General features: G+C 67.7%; 14 protein-coding genes. 4 read left to right on the top strand and 10 right to left on the bottom strand.

Going from position 1 to position 17,623, the window contains the following annotated elements; translation table 11 throughout:
* The first annotated feature begins 309 nt into the window (after nucleotides 1-309).
* A complete protein-coding gene (locus ACN469_RS13830; RefSeq protein WP_498767958.1) occupies nucleotides 310-1,896 on the top strand; it encodes an IS1182 family transposase in 1,587 nt (528 codons plus the stop codon).
* Nucleotides 1,897-2,258: 362 nt separating this feature from the next.
* Here ACN469_RS13830 and ACN469_RS13825 read toward each other — a convergent pair whose 3' ends face one another.
* The 4 genes from ACN469_RS13825 to ACN469_RS13810 form a co-directional block, all read right to left on the bottom strand.
* A complete protein-coding gene (locus tag ACN469_RS13825) occupies nucleotides 2,259-2,582 on the bottom strand; it encodes a hypothetical protein (RefSeq protein WP_498767956.1) in 324 nt (107 codons plus the stop codon).
* A 46-nt stretch (nucleotides 2,583-2,628) separates the two neighbouring features.
* Nucleotides 2,629-3,138: a hypothetical protein gene (locus ACN469_RS13820; RefSeq protein ID WP_498767954.1), complete on the bottom strand. Its 510-nt coding sequence runs from the start codon at nucleotides 3,136-3,138 to the stop codon at nucleotides 2,629-2,631.
* 92 nt (nucleotides 3,139-3,230) lie between these two features.
* Nucleotides 3,231-4,574: a short-chain fatty acid transporter gene (locus ACN469_RS13815; protein WP_498767952.1), complete on the bottom strand. Its 1,344-nt coding sequence runs from the start codon at nucleotides 4,572-4,574 to the stop codon at nucleotides 3,231-3,233.
* A 93-nt stretch (nucleotides 4,575-4,667) separates the two neighbouring features.
* On the bottom strand, nucleotides 4,668-5,381 hold the full coding sequence (locus tag ACN469_RS13810; RefSeq protein ID WP_498767951.1) for a hypothetical protein: 714 nt from the start codon (nucleotides 5,379-5,381) through the stop codon (nucleotides 4,668-4,670).
* A gap of 175 nt (nucleotides 5,382-5,556) precedes the next feature.
* Between ACN469_RS13810 and ACN469_RS13805 the strand changes: the two genes are divergently transcribed.
* A complete protein-coding gene (locus ACN469_RS13805; protein ID WP_498767950.1) occupies nucleotides 5,557-6,660 on the top strand; it encodes a hypothetical protein in 1,104 nt (367 codons plus the stop codon).
* A 95-nt stretch (nucleotides 6,661-6,755) separates the two neighbouring features.
* Here ACN469_RS13805 and ACN469_RS13800 read toward each other — a convergent pair whose 3' ends face one another.
* The 6 genes from ACN469_RS13800 to ACN469_RS13775 all read right to left on the bottom strand — a co-directional run bounded on the left by ACN469_RS13800 (nucleotide 6,756) and on the right by ACN469_RS13775 (nucleotide 16,235).
* The gene (locus ACN469_RS13800; RefSeq protein ID WP_498767948.1) at nucleotides 6,756-7,523 is read right to left on the bottom strand and encodes a DUF5131 family protein; all 768 of its coding nucleotides are present in this window, start codon (nucleotides 7,521-7,523) and stop codon (nucleotides 6,756-6,758) included.
* Nucleotides 7,523-8,455, bottom strand: coding sequence for a three-Cys-motif partner protein TcmP (locus ACN469_RS13795; protein ID WP_498767946.1), 933 nt, complete (start codon nucleotides 8,453-8,455; stop codon nucleotides 7,523-7,525). Before ACN469_RS13795 ends, ACN469_RS13800 begins: the two co-directional genes overlap by 1 nt.
* Nucleotides 8,456-8,576: 121 nt before the next feature.
* Nucleotides 8,577-10,007, bottom strand: a complete 1,431-nt coding sequence (locus tag ACN469_RS13790) for a proton-conducting transporter transmembrane domain-containing protein (RefSeq protein WP_498767944.1) — start codon at nucleotides 10,005-10,007, stop codon at nucleotides 8,577-8,579.
* Nucleotides 10,004-11,386: a proton-conducting transporter transmembrane domain-containing protein gene (locus ACN469_RS13785; protein WP_498767942.1), complete on the bottom strand. Its 1,383-nt coding sequence runs from the start codon at nucleotides 11,384-11,386 to the stop codon at nucleotides 10,004-10,006. The genes ACN469_RS13790 and ACN469_RS13785 overlap by 4 nt, the downstream gene beginning before the upstream one ends.
* Nucleotides 11,373-14,579 (bottom strand): YbcC family protein, encoded by a 3,207-nt coding sequence (locus ACN469_RS13780; RefSeq protein WP_498767940.1) that lies wholly within the window; start codon nucleotides 14,577-14,579, stop codon nucleotides 11,373-11,375. Before ACN469_RS13780 ends, ACN469_RS13785 begins: the two co-directional genes overlap by 14 nt.
* Nucleotides 14,580-14,588: 9 nt before the next feature.
* The gene (locus ACN469_RS13775; protein WP_498767938.1) at nucleotides 14,589-16,235 is read right to left on the bottom strand and encodes a SulP family inorganic anion transporter; all 1,647 of its coding nucleotides are present in this window, start codon (nucleotides 16,233-16,235) and stop codon (nucleotides 14,589-14,591) included.
* A gap of 104 nt (nucleotides 16,236-16,339) precedes the next feature.
* Here ACN469_RS13775 and ACN469_RS13770 point away from each other — a divergent pair, with 104 nt between their 5' ends.
* Entirely contained in the window at nucleotides 16,340-16,936 is a 597-nt protein-coding gene (locus ACN469_RS13770) for an RNA polymerase sigma factor (RefSeq protein WP_498767936.1), read from the top strand.
* Nucleotides 16,933-17,547 carry a hypothetical protein gene (locus ACN469_RS13765; RefSeq protein ID WP_498767934.1) on the top strand — a complete coding sequence of 205 codons (615 nt, stop codon included), beginning with the start codon at nucleotides 16,933-16,935 and terminating at the stop codon, nucleotides 17,545-17,547. Before ACN469_RS13770 ends, ACN469_RS13765 begins: the two co-directional genes overlap by 4 nt.
* The last annotated feature ends 76 nt before the right edge of the window (nucleotides 17,548-17,623 follow it).

Genomic DNA, 17,623 nt, shown 5'->3' with positions numbered 1-17,623 from the left:
AGTTCGCCCGACCTCGTATTCACGGGCCTCGCCCCGAGCGGCACGCCAGGGAAATACTACGGAACCCGCATCATGGACCCCGGCAGTCCTTGTGGCCCCTATCCAGACGAACCCGTAGAGGTCCACATCGTAACCTCTGGGGGCTCGACCTACATCACTGAGGAAACGCTTGTTACCTGGCGATGGGGAACGTGGCATGCGCTCTAGAGCGCCGATCAGGAATCAGCCCGAGGAAAATCGATCGCTTACGAGCACGGTCGACGCGGGCTGTCGCCGAGTGCTCAGGTCACCTCCTCACGGAGGTGCCACTTGGACCGATGGAAGCCCACGATGGAGTGCAGTGCCCGCGAGCAGAAGCTCCTGAAGCTCGCCGGCAAGAGTCGGAAGCTCTTCGTCTTTCTGCGCGAGCACCGGCACGAGTTGTTCGACGACGCTTTTCAGGCCGAGTTGGAGTCGATGTATCGACAGACAGGCCAGGGTGAAGCCGCGCAGCCGCCTGCGCTGATGTGCATGGGCCTGTTGCTACAGGCCTACCTGCAGACTTCCGATGCGGAAGCGGTGCGTCTGTCGGCGAGCGACCGCTGCTGGCGGTTGGTTCTCGGAACGCTCGATGATGAAGAAGACGCGCCCGCGTTTTCGCAGGGCGGGCTGCAGCAGTTCCGCGAGCGCCTCATCGCGCACGAGATGGACCGTCGGCTGCTCGAGCACACCGTCGAGGTGGCGAAGCGGACGAAGGGGTTCGATTCGAAAAAGACGCCGAAGACGTTGCGAGTGGGGGTCGACAGCCGCCCTTTAGAGGGAGCCGGGCGGGTTGAGGACACCATCAACCTGCTCGGCCACGCAGGCCGCAAGGTGGCCGAGTGCATGGCGCTCGCGCTCGGCACTGACGTCGAGGAGGTGTGTCAGCAGGCCGATGCACCGTTGCTGAGGGCCAGCAGCATCAAGGCCGGCCTCGACATCGACTGGAGTGCGCCCGACGCGAAGCTCGACGCACTCAATCGCCTGTGCCGACAACTCGACCGCCTCATGGCCTGGGTGGCGAAGCAGTCGAAGTCGTGCGTCGAGGCGCCGCTGACGCGTTACATCGAAGCGCTCGCGCAGGTGCGCGAACAGGACCTCGAGCCTCGCCCCGAAGGAGGCGTTCAGATTCGACAAGGCGTGGCAGCCGACAGGCGCATCTCCATCGAGGACGCCGACATGCGCCACGGGCGTAAGAGCAAGAGCAAGCGCTTCAATGGCTACAAGCAGCACGTCGGCATCGACCTCGACACCGAGCTCGTGGTGGCCTGCGCCGTGTCACCCGCCAACCGCCCCGAAGAGGAGGCGACGGACGCACTGCAGGAAGACATGGCCCACCAGGACCTCTATCCCGACGTTCTGCTCGTCGACAGGGCATACCTCAACAGCACGATGGCCGAGGACGTGCTGGCCAGCGGCGGCGACCTCGTCTGCCGGCCGTGGCGAGGAGCCAGCGCGAAGCCGGGACTGTTCGGCAAGCGCGACTTCAAAGTGAACATCCGCGACGGTACCCTCACGTGCCCCGCGGGTGAGGTGGAGCCCTTCGAGCCCGGCGCCGTCGTGCACTTCGACCCGGAAGCCTGCGGACCGTGCAAGCTGCGCCCCAGTTGTACCCAGGCCGCATCCGGTAAGGGGCGCAGCGTCACGATGGGCGATGACGAGCGGCTCCAGCATCGCCTTCGCTCACTTCTGCAGTCGCGCGCGGGCCGCGCACAACTCCGCGAGCGGGTCGGCGTCGAGCATCGCCTGGCTCATCTCGCCAACCGCCAGGGTCCGAAGGCCCGTTACCGAGGCACGCGCCGCAACCTCTTTGACCTCAGGCGACTCTCGGTCGTCCAAAACCTTGAGGTCGCCGCGCGCTTCCAGCTCGCGGCGTGACCTAACCTGTTCGGCGCTCTAGCTCTTGGCCCAAGTTGCTCGCCCAGTAGTTGTGGGCGGATGGCCTGCTCCAGTGCGCAGGAGCGGGCCATCGTGCCCTGCTGACTTGTCCAGAACCACTTCGCCCGAACGCAGCCAGGGGCGCAGGCGCTGGCGAACAAAGCGCACGAGGACGCGCTCGTTGATGGCACCTCGGTGCGCCATCAGCTTCGGCCGACATCCCACTCGCGCGCCATGGAGGTATTGCAGAAGGACTCGTCGAGGAAGACGAGTCGTCGGACATCTACACGCTCAAGAGCGCGGAGAGGACTCGGCGGCGACGAAGGACTTTTCTTGTGTGAGAAGCCCAGCCGATGCAGGGCTCATTGCATGGAGGGTCGACTGGTGACGACACCTGTGCGTACAGCGAGCGCCTCCATCAACTCGTGCACCATCGCGTCCGGTTTCTGCGCGACCAGCCGCTTGAGTTGCGTGGCCACCTTGCCCCGAATCGGCGAGAAGTTCCCGCCGCCTCGGGGCCGTGGCACGACGTCGTCCGTTTTCCGGTGCAGTCTCAGCACGCGCCTGACAGTGGCTTCCCCAATGTCCAGCAGGTGGGCGATCTGCTCGGATGACAGGCCCTCATCATGAAAGCGCGCACGATGGCCCGCCGAAGCTTCTCGGGCGTGGAATGTCCTTCGCTCCATGCCCAGAGGAGGTCAAACCCCGGCGATGCGTCAAACGAGCCCTGGGTTAGTTCACCTTGACCTGCAGCTCCTTGAGGACCTGGTCACCGCGCATCACCGTGATGCTCCAGGTGCCCGGCTTGTTCAGCCGCACGCCCGTCCACTGCCGCGCGCGCCAGCCGTCGCCCTTGAGCTTCACGTCCTTCGTCTCGCGGACCACGTTGCCCTGCTTGGTCTGCACCATGACGTCCTCGACGGAGTCGCCCTGGGGCACCAGGTAGGCCTGCCACAGCATCACGGTGGTGTTCGCCTTGACGCCCTCGGCGCCCACCTCGGCGGTGCACTCGTACTTGTTGGGGCCGTCCTTGGCCACCTCCGTACAGAGCTTGGCCTCCACCAGCACGGGACCCTGGCCCTGGCCCTTGTAGAAGTAGTTCCAGGTGTCACGCACCGCGTCGGCGCTCGGCGCCTTCACGGACTCCTTGGCCGGAGCGTCCGGCGCCGCGTCCTGCGCCAAGGCCATCGACGACATCCCCAGCACCGCGCACACCATGCTCCGCGTCAGAAGCTTCTTCATGTTTCGGGGTCCCCTCGTTGGGTGAGTTCGACGGGCCTTCCCCGGCCCGCGCCGGCCCTGTCTAGCACGAAAGCCAACACCCTCGCCCAGCCTCACCCGAGCAGGAAGAAGGCCAGCGTCACCAGCGGCAGGTACACCAGGAAGGCCACCAGCAGGAAGCCGAGGATGTCCTTGAACTCGAGCCGCGCGACGGCCAGCAGCGGCAACGCCCAGAAGGGCTGGATGAGGTCGGTGGCCATGTCGCCCCAGGCATAGGCGAGCACGACCTTCTCCGGCGCGACGCCCAGTCGACTCGCCGCGTCGAGGAGGTAGGGCGCCTCGATGGCCCACTTGGAGCCGCCCGAGGGGACGAAGTAGTTCACCACGCCGCTGTAGAGATAGACGATGGCGGGGAACGTCTCCTTCGTGGACAGCGACACGAACAGCTCGCCGATGCGGTCCGTCAGGCCCGTGGTCTTGAAGATGCCGTAGATGCCCGCATAGAGCGGGAACTGGAGGACGATGCCGTGCAGCACGCCTCCGGCTTCTTCCGCCGCCTTGATGAGCCGCGCGGGCGTGCCGTGCAGCAGCACCGCGAGCACCAGGAAGGTGAAGTTCACCACGTTGAGGTTGAGCGCGCGCCACCCGCCGTTCAGCCACAGGTAGCGACCCAGCCACAGCAGACCCAGCACGCCGAAGATGACGTTGAGCAGCCGCGCGTGGTCCAGCCAGATGGCGAAGCTCTTCTCGGTGGGGCGCTCGGGCGGGACGAAGTCTCCCAGCTTCTCCAGCACGGCCGGGTCCACGCGCACCACGTGCTCCGGCTTGGGGTGCAGCGCCCACGCGAGCAGCGTCAGGCCCGCGACGACGGACACGGTGAGCCCGACGTTGAAGGTGGAGAAGAGCGTCCGGTCGATGGGGATGAGGCCGATGCTCTTCTCCAGGAAGTGTCCCGGCGTGGCCACCAGCAGCGGCGCGGAGGCGGACAGGCCCGCGTGCCACGTCGCGCCCAGGCCGAAGTACGCGCAGGCGACGAGCAGCCGGTAGTCCACGTCCGGCCTGCGCCGCGCGACGAAGCGCACCAGCATGGCGCTGGCCACCAGCGACAGACCCCAGTTGATGTACGCCAGCGCCATGGAGACGAAGGCCATCAGCGCCACCGCGCCGCGCGGCGTGCGCGCCAGGCCCGCCGCCTTCTCCAGCAGCGCGCGCACGGGCGTGGTGAGCGCCAGCAGGTAGCCGGTGAACATCACCAGCGCCATCTGCATGGAGAAGGTGAGCAGCTCCCAGAAGCCTCCGCCCCACGCGTCCAGCACCTTGGGCGCCGGCGCATCCGCCCAGCCCATGGCGAGTCCCATGGTGAGCAGGCTCAGCAGGACGGCGATGGAGAACGCGCTGGGCACGAAGCGCGCGGAGAAGCGGCCGAGGGCTTCGGCGATGCGGACGAGGGTCTCCACGCGGGCGGGCGCTCCTGGATGGTGTGCCCCTCGTTCTATGGCATCCCCGCACGCCGCGACCACTGTTGTCCGCGCGGCGCCTGACTCACCGCGCTACGGCTCGCCGCTGCCGCCGTAGGCCTGGGTCTGCGCGTCGAGCTGCTCCCACGTGGCCTGGGCCTGCTCCTGTTCCGCGATGTTCGAGTCCACCTGCTCCGCGGCGCTCCGGGCCTCGGCGCGGGCCTCCTCCAGGTTCCGCGCGAGCTCGTCGCCATCCACATCTTGGGCTCGGACGTCGCCGGTGCGCTGGAGGGTGAGGAAGCGAGTCTGCGCCAGCTCCGCTTCCGCGACCTTGAGCTCACGCTCGCGTGCCTGGACTATCGACTCGCGCGTGGCGATGGTCTTCTCGCGCAGGGCCGTCTCCGCCTTCGCGGCGGCGAGCTCCGTGTTGGCCTGCGCCAGGTCGTTCTGCGCCAGGTCGATGGCCTCTGCCTGCCCCAGCTCCTGGGCTGCCGACAGCGCGTCCACCGAGGCCTGCTGGCTTGCCTCCGCGGCCTTCTGTCGCCCCTGCGCCACCTGCAGGTCTCGCTGGCCGTCCTCCACGGAGACCTTCGCCCGCGCCTGTTGTTCCTCCGCCGTGCTCACGACGAGCTGCGCCTGGCGCACGTCGTCCATCTGGTCGGACGGCACCCTCGCCATCCAGGAGTCCTCCACCTTCGCGGTCTCCACCTTCTTGTGGGAATGGCTGGAGCTACAGCCAGCTCCCAGCCCGAGAAGGAGGGCCGCGACGACTCCTCCCAGGGCTCTTCGTCTGCTCGCCTGAATCATGATGACCCCTCCGGTTCCACGTGGCCTCTGCTTCACGGTAGGCACGTCCGTGAGTGATGCCAGACACCCCTGTCGCATCGGCACGCGGCGAGGTGGCGGGCGCTTCCGGGGTCACCTGTTCCCCGCAACGGTCCTCTGTTAGTTTTGGAGGCCTAGGCAGACAACTGGGACTTCGATGAAATCTCTCCTGATTCCGCTCGTGGCTTCGTGCGTGGTGGTGCTGGCCTGTCGCGAGAACAAGGTCCCTGGCGACTCCCCGGGTGCCGACTCGCCCGAGGCAAAGGAGGTCAAGGTGGAGCTGAAGGTCCCGCCCAACGGAAAGCTCGTGGCTCACAAGCTGTATGACGACAAGTTCATGGAGATGGCGATGATGCCGCTTCCGGACAACTGGATTGTCAACAGCGGCAAGGCGTTCATCAGCGGCCCGGGCAACGTGCATGTCTACATGCTGCCGCTCAAGAACTTCATGTTCTCCGGCGACCCGATGATGCAGCAGGTGTACGCGCGCAGCGGCCAGCGGATGCGGCCCTTCCACTCCATCGAGCAGGTCATCCAGCAGGACCTGGTGCCGGTCGCCAAGAAGGACGGCGCGAAGCTGGTGAAGCAGTACGACGCTCCGCAAATCGCCGCCGCCGACAAGGGCTTCTCGGACCTGCTCTACAAGGTCGGCCCGATGCGGCAGCTGTTCCTCGCGAAGGTGACGGAGTGGTCCGACAAGAGCGGTGACCCGTACATGATGGTCACCCATCTGACGGCGACGGACATGGGCAACATGGTGAACTGGAGCTACTACACCCATGCGCTGGACGCTCCGAAGGAGCGGTACGAGCAGAGCAAGGAGGTCGTCCTCAACGCCCTGGCGAACACCCGCTACAATCCCGAGTACGTCCAGGCGTACAACCAGAACGAGATGGCGCGGGAGCGGGCGAGCTGGGCGGCGCACAACCAGCGCATGCAGGCGAACAAGGCGGCCTTCGAGGCGCAGCAGCGCGCCTTCCATGAGAAGAACGACGCCATCAACCAGGCGATTGCCTCCAACTACGCCAACAGCAACGCCGCCTCGGACCGCAACCACCACCGGTTCTTGAACTACATCAAGGACGAGGAGACGGTCCGCAACCCCAAGGATGGCAAGCGCCACCAGGTGGAGTCGGGCGCGAATCAGTACTGGATGAATGGCAATGGCCAGTACGTGCCGTCGAAGGACCCGAACTACAACCCGAACCGCGACCCGAACCTCAACCACCAGGAGTGGACGGAGACGGAAGTCGAGGAGTAGGGCTGCGGGCTGCACAGCCCCGTTACTTTTGGCGCAGTCCGAGGAGGATTCCCTCTCGGGGACACACAGGGTCCCCTAGGAGCGACCGAGTCGTATCAGCCCATGACTGGCAAGGAGCGCGCCGCGCGTGGTGCGCGCACGACGGGAAGCGGAGTCACCTCCGGCATCTCGTCGTAGGTGCGACCGTCAAGGATGCGCCCTGCTTTCTTCTTATTCTTGCCGCCCCATTGCTTGAAGAAGAACGCGACATCAGCGCGAGTGCACTGGTCGCGAATGTCTATTGCCCATGCCGGGTCCATTGGACGCGCGCGTTGGCCCGACTCGCCACCAACGATGACCCAATCGATATTCTTGAGCTTCAGCTTCGGCAGTGGACCAAGGAGCGGTTCGAGTGACAGGAACTTCACATGTGCCCCCGTCGAGCGCAGGTCGTCGATGCGATCGACATAAGTGGCGTTCTCCACGCTTACGCCCATCCACACGTTCGTGGGCCAGTCGATCTCCGGGCTCAACTCCGCTAGGCGATCAGCGCGCTTGGTGAGCACCTGGAAGCGATGCCAGTAGGCGCGGCGCATGACGTCGAAGACTCGCTGGATGTATTCGACCGGCACATCCTTGTGGAACAGGTCGCTCATCGAGTTCACGAAGATCGTCTGTGACTTCTTCCACCGGAGAGGCAACTCTAGCATCTTCGGTTGCAACGCGAGTTTGAAGCCGTCCTTGTAGTTCGGCTGTCTCATTGCTTGAAGCCGTTTTGCCATGAGCTCCGCGTAGCAGTACTTACAGCCGGGGCTGATTTTGTTGCACCCCGTCACAGGGTTCCAAGTGGACTCGGTCCACTCGATGCCGGATCCGAGCGCCATCAACGCACATCCTTGAGTAGGTGGTTGGCAATGCGTAGCGCGATGTCCTTGCCGCGCTCATTGCCGACCGCGAAGCAGAGGAGGTACAGCGGATTATTTGCCGAATTCCAGAGTACGCCCGGCTCCTCAGCAACGCCTGCGAATACCTGCTTCAGTCGGTTGTTGAAGTAGCGTGCCATGACGTCCATTGACGCCTTGACCTGGACTTGGGCGTCACCGAATAGCGTAGGCTGGGTCTCAACCTTGTAGAACTCGCCGTACCAGTCCGTCGTGCCGAGGAAGGCGTTCATACGCTGGCGCCACGAGTCGGGGAGCTTGCCCGACTTCGGTGCCAGTCGGTTCATCCCCATTCCCAGCGGTACAAGCAGCCATAGATCGATGGCCTTTGTCGCCGCGACGGCCTCAATCGTCTTCCACTCGACCTGCATGCCGTAGGGATCGAGGAACAGCACCGCGCGCCGCGACTTCCACTTGTCGAGCGGCGCGCAAAGTCTTTGGATCACTTCGTTCGCTTCCCCCTGCCGAACGTCAATGCCGTCGGCGAGCGCGGGAAACTCCTGCTTCAGGGACTCGAGTTGCTGACATCGCTCAGGGCTTCGCTCAATGAAGATATAGCTCTCAAACCGAGGCTCGACCTGCAGCGCTAGCTTCGCTGAGCCTTCAAGGAGCTTCTGTGGTGCGGGCTCATTGAGGTCGGGGAAGAGCAACGGGCCCGGTGCGGTGCTCGTGTCGCGCTCCCGCGCCGTGCGCGTGCCGGTACCCGCGAACGCGTCGATGTACGCCTTACGGAATGCGTTGTCGGCAGATGGCTTGTCCTTAAGCGCCTTCGTGTATGCCTCAAGGTACTCCTTGAGCACGTCCAGCTTCGTCTGGGTCCAGTCCCCGCCGAAGCGGTGGGCCTTACCTTTGGATGTCGCTCGCGAACGTGCCATGCGCCAATACTGCTCCCTTGTTCAGCAAAAATCGAGAGCACTAACCTCGCCATAGGGTACATGAGGTCACGAGAACACCGAACTAGAAGGTCGCTGCTGGACTATTCGCTCACTCAGTTCTTCAAGGAGGCGGAGCGGTATCTGCCCTGAGCTGGAGCATGGGCGAGCCTGGATGCGGCGCTGGTGGAGGCTCAGCCACGCAGAGGAGCACCAGCAGGGCCAGGGTCGTCCAGCGCTCGCGGGGAAGCAGGTCCTCGGTGGAGGGCGTGCCGCGTGGTCGCGGGCCGAGGAAGGCGCGCTGGAAGGCTCGCAAGAGGGTGATGGCATTGAGCGCGAGCGCTGGCAGCAACGGCAGCGCGAGCAGGGGATGCGCTCCGAGCGTCCCGCGCAGCAGCAGGTCCTCGCTGAGGAAGCCGCGCGTGCCAGGAAAGCCCAGCGCGCCGAGGCCGAGCAGCAGGAAGGTGGTGGCCATGCGCGGAGCTCGGGCGATGAGCCCGTGCCGTGCGTCCAGGTCCGTGGTGCCGGTGCGCGCCTCGATGGCGCGGACGAGCAACTCCAGGCCCGTGAAGGCGATGCCCATGGAGAGACATTGGAGCCACGCACCAGAACGTCCAGCGGGGCCCCCCAGTGACACCCCCGCGAGCAACAGCCCGGACTGACTCACGAGCAGGAAGGCCAGCATGCGGCGCAGGTCCGTCTGGACGAGCGCGAGCAGCGCGCCATACAGCGCGGCACCAGCGCCCAGGCTTCCCAGGACGGGAGCCACCGCGTCCCACTCCGATGGGAGGAGCGGGCGCACCACCTGCGTCAAAAGGTGGAGGCTCGCGGCGAGGTTCATCCAGAGGACCCCGAAGCCGAGCGGTCCTCGCGTCAGCACCACGGGCAACCAGGAGTGGAAGGGCACCACGGCCAGACGCGCGCAGACGCCGATGAGGAGCAAGGCGCAGAGTCCTGGACGCCAGCCGTGAGGCAGGAGGCTCGCGAGCTCCTCGGGGGAGAGGAATGGGGTCCTCGTCCCCCCGTGCCAGCCCAGCATCGCCAGCGTCAGCAGGACGGGCAGGGTGCCGAGGAGCAGATACACCCGGACCGCGCGCCCGATGGAGGGTGCGTGTTGCCCGCGAGCGACGTGGGTCGCCAGCGGTGCCGCCATGGACAGGAAGAAGAGGAGCCGCGGAAGCACGTCGTGTGCACAGAAGAAGCCCAGCGTGGCGCTCTCGGTGAGGAGCAGCGCGGTGAGGACTCGCCGGTGGGAGTCCTGGCGAGGGCTCGCGATGAGGGTGACGAGGGTGAGCAGCGCGACGAGTGGCAGTGCTCGCGCGCTCGGCTCATCCACGCCGAGGTGGAAGGCCGCGTTGAGCCAGGGCGCCGCGAGGATGGTGTCGGCTGGAGTGCCTCCGGCGAGGTGTGGCGCGGCGATGGCGGCCACCAGCGTCAGGGCCGCGATGCCCGTGGCGATGACGCGAGCCCTCGCGGGTTGCCGTGACACGGTGAGCATCACAGCGCCCACGAGCGGGAGCGACACCAGCAAGCAGAGGAACAGGGTGGGATTCATGCGGCCCCCGGGGTGGGACTGCTCGGCGCGGACTCGGTGGGACGTGGCGCGGGGGTGACTTCCGGGCGCGGGGCCGCCGAATCGAGCACACCCACCCAGCGGCGCTCCGCTCCATCCAGCCGCTGACCCAGGCGCAGCACGGGCTGCACCAGCCAGCGCTCGCACAGCACGTCGAGCGCGAAGCGCTCCAGCGCCAGTCGATAGAATCGCGTCGGCAACAACAGGTGCGCCGTGACGATGGACGGTGCACGCGCGTTCTGGAGCGCCGTGCGTCGGGCCTGGACATCTCGCAGGGCGGAGGGTGCGCGGAGGAGCTGGAGACAGCGCAGACAGGCATGCGCCACCAGGTGGACGAGCGCGAGCGTGTACAGCCCCAGGCCCACCTCCACGAACATCAGGCCCACTTGTGTCAGGACGCCATGGGCCAGCGCGCTCTTCACATCCGTCTGCACTCGCCACACCACGGTGGCGTGAAGCGCGGTGAGCAGCCCCACCACCACGAGCGCGCCCTTCGCCAGCGGTGCCTGCTCCAGCAGCGGTGCCGCGCGCAGCAGCAGGTACAGCCCCGCATGCACGGAGAGCGCTCCATAGAACAGCGCGCTGGACGGCGTGGGGCCTTCCATGGCGCGAGGCAGCCAACCACCGAAGGGAAACTGCGCGGACTTCCCCATGGCCGCCAGCAGCAGGCACAGGCTCAACGCGGTGGCCGGAAGCGCGGCGAGGTGCGGCCCCTCGTGAGGTCCGAACGCGCCGCTCCACTCCGTCGTGCCCGTCAGGTGGTGCAGCAACACCAGTCCCGCCAGCAGGCCCACGTCACAGAGTCGATAGGTGCCGAAGGCCCGGAGCCCCGCGTTCAGGGGCGCGGACCGCTCGTGGAAGAAGCCGATGAGCAGCGCCGACGCGAGCCCCACCCACTCCCAGCCCACGAAGAGCAGGTCGAGGCTCCCGCCTCCCACCAGCAGCAGCATCCCCGAGGAGAACATCGCCAGCAGCAGGAAGAACCGCGCGAAGCCCGGCTCCCGGTGCAGGTAGCTCACCGAGAAGCGGCCGATGAGCAGCGTGAGCAGGCTCGTCAGGAGCCACATCGTCGCCGAGAGCAAGTCGACCTGGAGCGTCACCTCGAAGCCCGACTCGCCCGAGGAGAGCCATGGACACGGCCGCACGACTCGCACGGCCTCGGGTTGAGACAGCCAATGAAAGACAGTGGCCACCGCGCAACCCCAGGACAGCCACAGCGCTCCCATCACCAGACGCGCCACCCAACGTTCACTCGGGGCACGGTGCAGGAACATCACCGTCCCCAGATCGAGGAAGGCGAGCAGGGGACTCAACGGCACCATCGCCGCCAGCCAGGTCCAGGCAAGCTCAGGCAGAGGCATGACGGTCTGCTCCCGAGGGACGCGGCGCTGGCGCGCGAATGAGGGCCGGTGGCAGGAAATCGCGGTGGCCCTGGTACCAGTGGGGCGAGGAGGCCACCTCCGGCAATCGGGTCTCTGATTGCGTGAGCGACTGGAAGCCATGTCGCGTGAAGCGCTGCTGTTCACCCGTCACCGGGTCCACGCTCACGAGCTGCACCCACTCCTGGCCGATGAGCTCCTGGAGCGCGGGCTGGCGCGCGAGGATGGAGGACAGCACGCGGGTGCTCGCCTCGACGATGAGGAGCAGTCGCATCGGCTCGTGAAGCTCAATCATCTGTCGAGGCAACCCCGTGCGCAGGTCGCCCTCCGCGCCGTCCATGACTCCGAGCAGGCCCGTGAGGTTGTGGGGCAGCTTGGTGCCGCAGCCGTGGCGCTCGTTGTCGACGCAGGAGAAGTAGTACTCCAGGCTGATGCCCGCGCCGACGGGGCCCGCCGCCAGGAGGATGCGCTCGACGATGGCGCCGCTCGCGTCCTGGCTCGCGTCGTAGGAGATGAGGAAGGCCCTCCGGTCCAGGAACAAGCCTCGTGTGAGCGCCCTGCGGCCCACGATGCACGCGGCGTTGGTGACATGCCCCAGCTCGGGCCGAGGCTGCCCGAGGTCCTCCGCGCGCGCCTCGACATGCCGGAGCGCCGCCGGGGCGGACAGCCCGAGGGGCGCGGACTCGAAGCGTCGACAGCGCTCCTGGGCGGACAGCGCACGCGCCCGGTCCAGGGCCGCGCGCAGCACCACCAGTTCCTCCCGCGCGGACTCCGGAAGGGCCTGCGTGTCATACAGCGTCACTTCGTCGGTGGTGGTGTTGTGCAGCCCGCCGATGAACCAGGTGGCGTCCGGGATGCGGAGGCCGCGCTCCCGGAGCCTCGCGCGGACCTCGGGACGATTCGCCATCTCCGCGAAGAGGCGCGCGTTCGGCCCGCCATGCCGGCCGCCGCATGCGCCGCAGTCATAGGCCGCCTGATGCGGATTGTTGACGCTCACCGCCCCATGACCGAGCACCACCACCAGCGGCGCGAAGTCCTTCACCAGTCCCAGGCTCTCCAGCGCCGCCGCCACCCGCGCCGCCTTCTCGTCCAGGGTGAAGCCCCGAGGCTTGAGCGTCGGTGAAGCACGGTGAGCCTCGGGCTCGCGCAGGCTCGTGAGTCGGGTGGACGGTCTGGGCAGACACCTCTCGGAGAGGGCCCGCCTCAGCCGACCCCGTGCTCTTGGAAAGAGGAGGTGCCAGGGCAGGACCAGCGCGGACAACAGGCCGAGCAGCGGCACGAAGAGCCAGGAGAGCTCCAGGGCGTGGGTGCCCTGTTGAAACAGCTGGTCGATGCGTGCCCACAGGCTCCGTCGCCTCGCACGGGTCTCCGCCAGGGGTTGGTGCTCCGCGCTCGCTTGCTCCTCCACGACGTGCGCCGGGGTGACGACCACGGGACACAGCGCGACGTGGCTGGCGTCGTCCAGCCCTCGATAGTCGAAGGCCACGCCGAAGAAGCCGGCGATGCCGAACGTCTCATGTCGCGCGTCCAGCTCCTCGAAGTGACGGCGGAAGGATTCCTCCCGGTCATCCATGCAGCACATCATCTGGAAGCGTGGAGCCGTCACCGTGCGCTCGGACTCCGGGCGGAGGCGGTTGCTCGCGAGACCTCGACACACCTCGCTTCGATAGTGATGCTCGTAGGCCTCCTGCCACACGCGGCGCCGCGCGCTGGCGTCGAAGCCCTCCAGTCCCGCGAGCAGCTCGCGCCGGGCTCGGAGGGGAAGCCCCGCCACGTCCATCGCGGACAGCCCCAGGAGCTGTGCCCACTGGAAGAGTCGCCAGCTCGCGGCCTGAGTGGACTCGAGGGCAGGCCTCGCGACTTGCGACAGCCCCGACAGCGGACCGGTGTCGTCGAGTCGCCGCCGAGCGACCTCGCGCAGGGCACGTCGCTCCAGGGTGAGCCGCACCGCGACGAAGTCCAGCAGCCGCGCGGGTGGCGCTCCCTGTGCGCGGTCTCCGGGGTGGTGCTCCAGTCTGTGCATCATCCCCGCCCAGCCCGGCAGCGCGAGCAGCACGCGGACGAGGTAGGGCTCCCAGTCGGCCTCGGCCACTGCCAGTTCGTCGAGTACGCCGAGCACCGTGTGCTCCGGTTCGGCCACCAGGTCGTCTTCCAGTCCGTCCAGCCAATCGGGTGCGACGCCGACCCCGTCGCGCATCATCGCCACCCAGGCGGCGTGCAGGCCGTGCTCCCGACCCGGCAGGTTCCAGTGCGCAATGCCTTCATCCAGGAAGGCCGCGCAGGCACGGATGAGCAGGGGATGAACCAGGTCATTCACATCCTCGCCCGTGGTCTCGCGCAGCAGCTCGCGATGGCTGCGCGGCTCGGCCATACCCTCGCCCGTGGTCTCGCACTGTGGTTCACGATGGCCGTGCGGTTCCGTCGTTCGCGGAGGGTCGCTCCGCTCGTCGGATACTTTCGTCGTGCGACAGGCGGACCATAGGGCTCGCACCGCGAAGGTCTCAGGCGCGTGTTCCAGTCGCTCACGAAGCGAGCGCGGGCTGCCGTCTCCTCCGAAGACCGTGGCCAGCTCGGTGGTGACTCTCGACGCCTCCGCGCGCACGGTGGAAGCGAGGTCGGGGTCGAGCAGCGCGCACGCCAGCTCCGTCATCGTCCAGTCCCGTCCCACTCGCTCCATCCACGCGAGCACCCCCTCGGTCGAGCGGTGGAGCAGCGCCTGTCGCGTGGTGGAAGGCAGGTCCGCGCGGAACCGGTCCGCCGCGGAGCGTTCCTCCAGCTTCCAGCGAAGCGACGCCTCGGACTCCTCCTCCACCGGATGAAGCAGGGCGAGCAACGTCAGCGCCGTCGCATCCCATGACACTTTTCCCGGTGGTGTGACGCGGGGAGCGCCTGGCTCCGCGAGCACCGCTCGCAGGTCCTCGTCGGTGATGCGGCCCTGGCGGTACAGCTCCAGGAAGCGCTCCTCGGACAGATATCCCTCCGCGCCGAACGTCTGGCTCGCGGTGGCCACCGCCTCGTGGAAGGGGAGATGTTGGAACGCGTGCAGCGTGTTGTGGTGCACGAACACGCCGATGGGGCCCTGGGCGGGGAGGACGTGGCTGGCGCGGGCAAGCGCGGCGCGCAGCCGTGTGCCTCGGTCTTCCGAGGGCGAAGTCAGACAGGTGGCGTGGCTCATGGCTTCGCCTCAGGGCGTGAGACCCAGGTCGCCGGCCGGCGCCTTCTTGCGCGCGGAAAGCGGATGCGAGGACATCCCCCGGTGTCGTTCCAGTCCGAGCACCTGGAGCTGTCGCCCCTCCCGTGCGCGCTCCACCTCCAGCTCGTGCAGCCGCTGCATCACCGTGTGGTCCACCAGTCGGGCTTCCGTCAGGTCCACCTCGATGCGCGGTGCCTGGGCGTGACGGTTCAGCAGCTTCTTGAACGCCAGGAAGTTGGTGAACACCGCCGCGCCGCGCACGCGCAGCACCACCCGGTCCGCGCCCACCAGCTCGTCAATGTCAGGGCGGAACAGCTCCCTGAGCGAAGCTCCATTGAGCAGGTGCACTCCCACCTTCAAGAAGATGCCCGCGGCCACGCCCACCAGCAGGTCCGTGGCCAGCGTGACGACCAGCGTGAAGCAGAAGATGAGCACCTGCTCCGCGCCCACGCGGTACGCCTTCACCAGCTCCCCCGGCGACGCCAGTCGGACGCCCGTGAAGATGAGCATGCTCGCGAGCGCGGCCAGCGGAATCCGGTGGATGAGCCCCGGCGCGAAGGCCACGAACAACAACAGGAACAGGCCGTGGAAGAAGTTGGACAGCCGGCTCTTCGCCCCATGGCCCAGGTTGGCGGAGCTGCGCACCACCTCCGAAATCATCGGCAGTCCCCCCAGAAGCCCCGCCACCAGGTTGCCCAGGCCCGTGGCGAACAAGTCCTTGTCCAGGTCCGAGCGGCGCTGCTCCGCGTCCAGCAGGTCCACCGCCTTCACCGTCAACAGCGACTCCACGCTGCCCACCAGCGCGAACATCACCACGTACTTGAACCCCACCCCGGTCAGCACGCCGGAGAAGTCCGGGAAGGTGAGCGCCGTGAGCAGGTTGCCCGGCAGGTTCACCAGGTGGTTCGGCCCCACCGAGAAGACGGCGTGCGAGAAGGTGAACGTGTGCGCGTGCTCCAAATCGAACCCGAGCCCCAGCGGCACCGCGACGGCCAGCACCAGCAGGGGCGCCGGTATCCGCCGCAGCCACGTCACCCGCCGACTGAGCGCCGCATGGCCGAACAGCAGCCCCAGGCCGAGCCCTCCGATGAGGGCGATCTCCGGATTCAGCCGCGCCACGCTGCCCGGCACCTCCGCCAGCAACCCCAGCGGCGCCCGCGCCACGGGAGCGACTCCCAGCAGCACGTGGACCTGCCGGGCGCAGATGGTGACGCCGATGGCCGCGAGCATCCCGTGCACCACCGCTGACGGGAACAGGTCCCCCAGCCGTCCCGCGCGCAGCGCCGCGAAGAGCATCTGGAGGCACGCCGCCACGACGATGGTCCCCAGCGCCCGCCGGTAGCCGAGCACGCCATCCCCTCCGCCCAGCTCCGTCACCGCCCCCAGCGCGATGACGATGAGCCCCGCGGCGGGCCCCTTGATGGTCAGCCGCGCGCTGCCCGCCCAGGACGACAGCAGACCCCCCACCACCGCCGTGAGGATGCCGGCCACGGGCGGAAAGCCGCTCGCCATGGCGATACCCAGACACAACGGCAACGCGAGCAGGAAGACGAGAAAGCCCGAGACAAGGTCTTGCTTCCAGGGCGCCTGCCCCTGGGTCTCATGAGAATGACTGACATTGGACTGCGAGCCTCGCATGACGCCGCCCCCTCGACAGCGAGAGATGGAACGAGGCGCGCTCCGGTTCCCGGACTTGCATTACTTCTGGTTTATCGGGGGATGGGGCCGTGTCTGGATTGAAAATGAAACAGAGTGAGTCGCTCGCGGCGCCGAGCGCGCGGGAGGGCTTCGAGGCCGCCGTGGAGCCGCTGCTGCCCCGGCTCCACCGCTTCTGTCTGGCGCTGTGTCGAAGCCGACAGGAGGCGGAGGACCTGCTGCAGGACTCGCTGGTGCGCGCGTTCCTGCACCGGGACTCCCGAGGCTCCGGCTCGTGGCTGGGGTGGCTGTGTGGAATCGCCCGGCACCAGTTCCTGGAGCAGCGGCGCTCGCAGGCGCGGCGACGCTCGTTGCTGGACTCGGTGCTGGAGGGGGCCTCGTCGGTGCTGGGCTCGCTGTTCGCGGGTGGCGTCGAACAGCCGGACCCGGAGGCGCGGCTGTGCGGCGCGGAGGAGGCGGAGCTGGTGCTGGCGTGCCTTCACGCGCTGCCGGAGAAGTTCCGCCTCGTCGTGCTGCTGTGTGACGTGGAGGACCTGGACTACGAGGAGGTGGCGCGGGTGCTCGGGCTGCCGCTCGGCACGGTGAAGAGTCGACACTCCCGGGGGCGCGCGCGGCTGGGGGTGTTGTTCATGGCGGCCTCCCACCGTCAGGCTCAGCCCTTCAGCGAAGGAGGCCGTCCATGAGCGCGGAGGATGAGGGCAGGCCACCTCCGCTCCCCGAGGAGGTCCGCGCGGCCCTCGGGGCCCTTCGGGCCGAGAAGCCCTCGCACCACCTGAAGGCCCGGCTCCAGGCCGCGCTCGTCCGGGCCGAAGAGGCCGACGCGTCGCCCGTGACGGAGCCTCGTCCCCGCCTCTCCCTGGCGCATCACCCCGCCACGCGCGTGCTGGTGGGCGCGGTGCTGACGGGGGCGCTGGTCCTGCTGCTGCTCCCTCGCCCCCCGTCCGGTCCGGAGCTGCTGCCGGCCCGGGAGGTCGCCTTCCAGCTCCCAGGTGAAGGAGCGGGCTGGCTGGAGCTGCCCTGGACCCATCGCGTCCACTCCGGAGAGCCCGCCACCATCCGGCTGGTGACGTCGCCGCCCCTGGCGGTCCAGCCTCATCCGCGCGACGTGCTCTCGCAGGGGCTGGTGGACTGCGACGAGGACCGCTGCGTCCACGCCTTCACCGCTCGGACCGGAGACGCCGCCACGCTGTTGAGGGTGCGCATCGACAGGCCAGGGCGTTACGAGTTCAGGGTGTCGCATGCCTCGGACGTCCGGCACGTCCAGGAGCACTTCGTCGTGGTCGCCGACCCCTGACCTATCCCCCTCGCACGCACCCCTGTAAGCAATCCAGGGGCGCGGACGCCGGGTTTTGCGGTATGAGCCCCTCTAT

Source organism: Corallococcus terminator (assembly GCF_049194865.1).
In the GTDB taxonomy this organism is placed as follows: domain Bacteria; phylum Myxococcota; class Myxococcia; order Myxococcales; family Myxococcaceae; genus Myxococcus; species Myxococcus terminator_A.
Note: the sequence above shows the minus strand (reverse complement) of the source record. Positions and strands in the feature narration are given on the sequence as shown.

Bases quoted from the DNA above. Each gene is read 5' to 3' on its own strand.
- ACN469_RS13825 (WP_498767956.1), bottom strand. From the start codon at position 2,582: ATGGAGCGAAGGACATTCCACGCCCGAGAAGCTTCGGCGGGCCATCGT.
- ACN469_RS13820 (WP_498767954.1), bottom strand. From the start codon at position 3,138: ATGAAGAAGCTTCTGACGCGGAGCATGGTGTGCGCGGTGCTGGGGATG.
- ACN469_RS13810 (WP_498767951.1), bottom strand. From the start codon at position 5,381: ATGATTCAGGCGAGCAGACGAAGAGCCCTGGGAGGAGTCGTCGCGGCC.
- ACN469_RS13805 (WP_498767950.1), top strand. From the start codon at position 5,557: ATGAAATCTCTCCTGATTCCGCTCGTGGCTTCGTGCGTGGTGGTGCTG.
- ACN469_RS13800 (WP_498767948.1), bottom strand. From the start codon at position 7,523: ATGGCGCTCGGATCCGGCATCGAGTGGACCGAGTCCACTTGGAACCCT.
- ACN469_RS13795 (WP_498767946.1), bottom strand. From the start codon at position 8,455: ATGGCACGTTCGCGAGCGACATCCAAAGGTAAGGCCCACCGCTTCGGC.
- ACN469_RS13790 (WP_498767944.1), bottom strand. From the start codon at position 10,007: ATGAATCCCACCCTGTTCCTCTGCTTGCTGGTGTCGCTCCCGCTCGTG.
- ACN469_RS13785 (WP_498767942.1), bottom strand. From the start codon at position 11,386: ATGCCTCTGCCTGAGCTTGCCTGGACCTGGCTGGCGGCGATGGTGCCG.
- ACN469_RS13780 (WP_498767940.1), bottom strand. From the start codon at position 14,579: ATGAGCCACGCCACCTGTCTGACTTCGCCCTCGGAAGACCGAGGCACA.
- ACN469_RS13775 (WP_498767938.1), bottom strand. From the start codon at position 16,235: ATGCGAGGCTCGCAGTCCAATGTCAGTCATTCTCATGAGACCCAGGGG.
- ACN469_RS13770 (WP_498767936.1), top strand. From the start codon at position 16,340: ATGAAACAGAGTGAGTCGCTCGCGGCGCCGAGCGCGCGGGAGGGCTTC.
- ACN469_RS13765 (WP_498767934.1), top strand. From the start codon at position 16,933: ATGAGCGCGGAGGATGAGGGCAGGCCACCTCCGCTCCCCGAGGAGGTC.